Genomic DNA, 3,075 nt, shown 5'->3' with positions numbered 1-3,075 from the left:
AGACGGACAGACCGGTGCACAGGGTGCATAGCGAGGTACAGCGCGCGGCGGGCGTCCACCGGCGTCGAGCACCGGGCCGTCGCCCGGACGACGCAGAGCGGAGCAGAGACGGACAGACCGGTGCACAGGGTGCATAGCGAGGTACAGCGCGCGGCGGGCGTCCACCGGCGTCGAGCACCGGGCCGTCGCCCGGACGACGCAGAACGCAAAAGACCGGCGCCCCTCAGTCCGCCGAAGCGGGTGGCACGGGGCGCCGGCCAACAGAACCCTCCGAAAAGGATCCCCACCAGCATAGCCCGCCGCCGCACCGTCTCCAGGCGGCACGCAGGGGCTCCCTGACGCCCCGTCGGTAGCCGGTCGAACTCCGGCGGCGCAGCGGGCGCGGCAGGGCGCAGCGGCGTACCAGGACGTTCCCGCGGCAGCCGTCGGGCTCGGGGCGCAGCAGGGAGCAGCAGAGCCCCCTTTTTTGGGCGGGGTGGGCGGGGCGGGGTGGCCCACCGGCCGCCGCCACGCGCGGCACGGGACCGCTCCGCGGTCCCTGCGGGCTGCCTCCGGCATCCCGGCGCGTGCTGCGGGCATCACCGCTCCGCGCCGATGCCCTGGCCGGTCGCTGCTCCGCAGCACCCGGGCGTCCCTGCTCCGCAGGGAAAACGGCCGGTGCACCACCCCGCCCCGACTACCCCGCCCAAAAGGCCTGGTAAAGCAATTCCAGCCCAAAAAAGCAATTAAAAAAGGTCCACCCGAAAGGCCTCATTGGGGCCCGATATTCTCGATTTCCAACACTCAATTCGGTATTGTTTCTTTTGTCGGTAGGGAGTGGCACCCAACCGGCGAACAGAACCAGCAGCACACCGAAAAGAGAAACACAATGGAACAGCAGCAGACGCGCTACACCCTCGGCAAGCGCGACGCCTCCGGCTCGTACCCGGTCATGGTCGACGGATTCCCCGCCGGAACCATCTACCGCCGACACGGAGTCTGGTTCGCAACGATGCCCGGACACCGAATCGACCGCCGTTTTTCCAACGGCAAGAACGGCATTTCGTCGGGCCGATTCGCAGCCGCCGACCATCTCGTCGAGATGATCGACCAGGGCCAGCGCCCCACCATCGCCGCGCAGGCCACGACCACGCACCCGCTTCCGCGCACGGGCCTGCTCCGCATCGAGGGCACCGAGACCTACGCCCACCTTGTGCCCGACCTCAAGCTGAGCCTTGCCACCCTCGTACGCGCCGCCGAGGCCATGGCGCGGGTCGCCCAGCTCGGTTGGACGCCCAAGGCCGGGTACCCCGGAGCGGATCAGCCTTGGCTGCTGGAGTGCCGCCTGTGCGGCTGGATCGGCTACCGATTCTGGAGCAAGCTGCGCGGCCGCAACGGCGACGGCATCCCGCGCCCCGCGAACCGGCACCCCGGATGCATCCCCGTCGCCGACCACGCCGCCGCGCTCATCGAGCTGGCCGCCGAGCGCCGCCACACCTGCCCCTGCCCGCAGGCGCACCCCACCGACTACGCGGGCGCACTCGGCGTACTGCTCACCGCGCGCCGCATGATCGCGGAGGACGGCACCACGGCCCACCCGGACTACGCGCGCCGGATCTTGGAACCGTGCCCGGCCGCGACGCTCCGCGCCGAATCACTGCGCGGCGCACTCACCGTGCTTACCCAGCTCCGGCCCGCCGGGAGCCGCCCCAAGGGCCAGCACACCACCAGCTGACCACCCGGGTCACCAACACCGTGGGAGGCCCGCACAGGGCCTCCCACGCCCCTCCAGCCGATCGGCCGGCATCAAACCGCCCCCTCGGCCCCCTCCCCGCGCCGCACGGCGAGTTGAGCCGCCCACAGGGCCCGCGCTCCTCCCCGCACCCCCGGCGCGCGCTCACCCCTGAGGAACCCCCGTGATCCCGGTCAAGACCACCGAAGACCAGCGCACCGCGTACACCCGAGCCATCGTCAGCACCTGGACCAGCGCCACCGCCGACCAAGAGCGCAGAGGGCGTGCCTGGTACGTCACCGCCCACGAGCTGGCCGCAGAGATCGCGGCCGGAGACGTGAAGAGGGGCGCGGGCGTACTGGCCGCACTCTCCGCCAATAAGCCCTGGGGCGAGAATTGCAAAATCGCCGCCAGAGCTTTTCAAGAAGGAAAGGCGACTGGACACGTCCGCGACGCGCTCACCAAAGCAGATCGCATTATGGCGGGTGCGGACCCGGCTGAGGTACTTCCCATGCACTTGAAAACCGGGCTTTTCTACCGCTGCATTGCTGACCCGCAGGACGTGGAGCCGGTCGTTATCGACCGTCACGCACACGACATTGCCGTACAAGAGATCTACGGAAATAGAGACAGAGGACTAGGAGCGCTCGGCCGCTACAACACACTTGCCGACTGCTACCGCACCGCCGCGCGGGAGATCGGAGAGATTCCCAGCGTCGTTCAGGCCGTCACCTGGGTCGCCCACATCGAGCGAGACTGAGACAGCACGGGCCCGGCATACGCAATCCGTATGCCGGGTCTTTTGCGGTTTTGGTATGGGGTGTGGGGATGCGGTTTCGGTATTGGATTCGGCCTGCCTTTCCTGTTGCTGCCGCTTTTGGTTGTGGCGGATATGGATTTGAGGTTTGAGCCGGAATGCAGCCTGAATTGGCTTTGACTTGTATTCCTTGGTGGTTTAGACCTCTTGATGAGGCGTCAGTTCAGCGGGTTGTGACTGTGCGTGTGTGGACACGCAGGGGTGACAGGGCTTGACAGCGGCCCCGTCCGGGCCCCATTCTGTAGATGCAGGGAGCGCGGGAGCGCGACCCAGGTGGACCGGAGGCCCCGCAGGGCCGGAGGGACCAACCACCGGGGGACAGCGGCCGATCAAGCCCCTGAACAGGGAAAACAGCCTCCGTCAGGAGGCTGTGAGGCGGGAGCCGGTCACCACCAGGAGGCCGCAGACCCCGGGCAACCGGGCCCGCCGAGCAGGCGCCGCAGGCGCCTGCCAGCCGGGCTCACTCCGCCCGGCGCCGCGCAGCGGCGCGGCGGCCTTCGGAGTGACGCAGTCACTCCGCGTCATGTCTCCGCAGGAGACGGCGCGC

Annotated in this window: 2 protein-coding genes; both read left to right on the top strand. The window is 68.9% G+C overall.

The features are described from left to right. Positions 1-868: 868 nt before the first annotated feature. Positions 869-1,714 (top strand): hypothetical protein, encoded by an 846-nt coding sequence (locus ACIP5K_RS35225; protein WP_401416471.1) that lies wholly within the window; start codon positions 869-871, stop codon positions 1,712-1,714. Positions 1,715-1,895: 181 nt separating this feature from the next. Further along, positions 1,896-2,471 (top strand): hypothetical protein, encoded by a 576-nt coding sequence (locus ACIP5K_RS35220; RefSeq protein ID WP_401416468.1) that lies wholly within the window; start codon positions 1,896-1,898, stop codon positions 2,469-2,471. Positions 2,472-3,075: the final 604 nt, after the last annotated feature.

The sequence above is a fragment of the Streptomyces sp. NPDC088785 genome (genome assembly GCF_044750685.1).
GTDB lineage: Bacteria > Actinomycetota > Actinomycetes > Streptomycetales > Streptomycetaceae > Streptomyces.
This window is presented reverse-complemented; position numbering and strand designations above follow the sequence as displayed.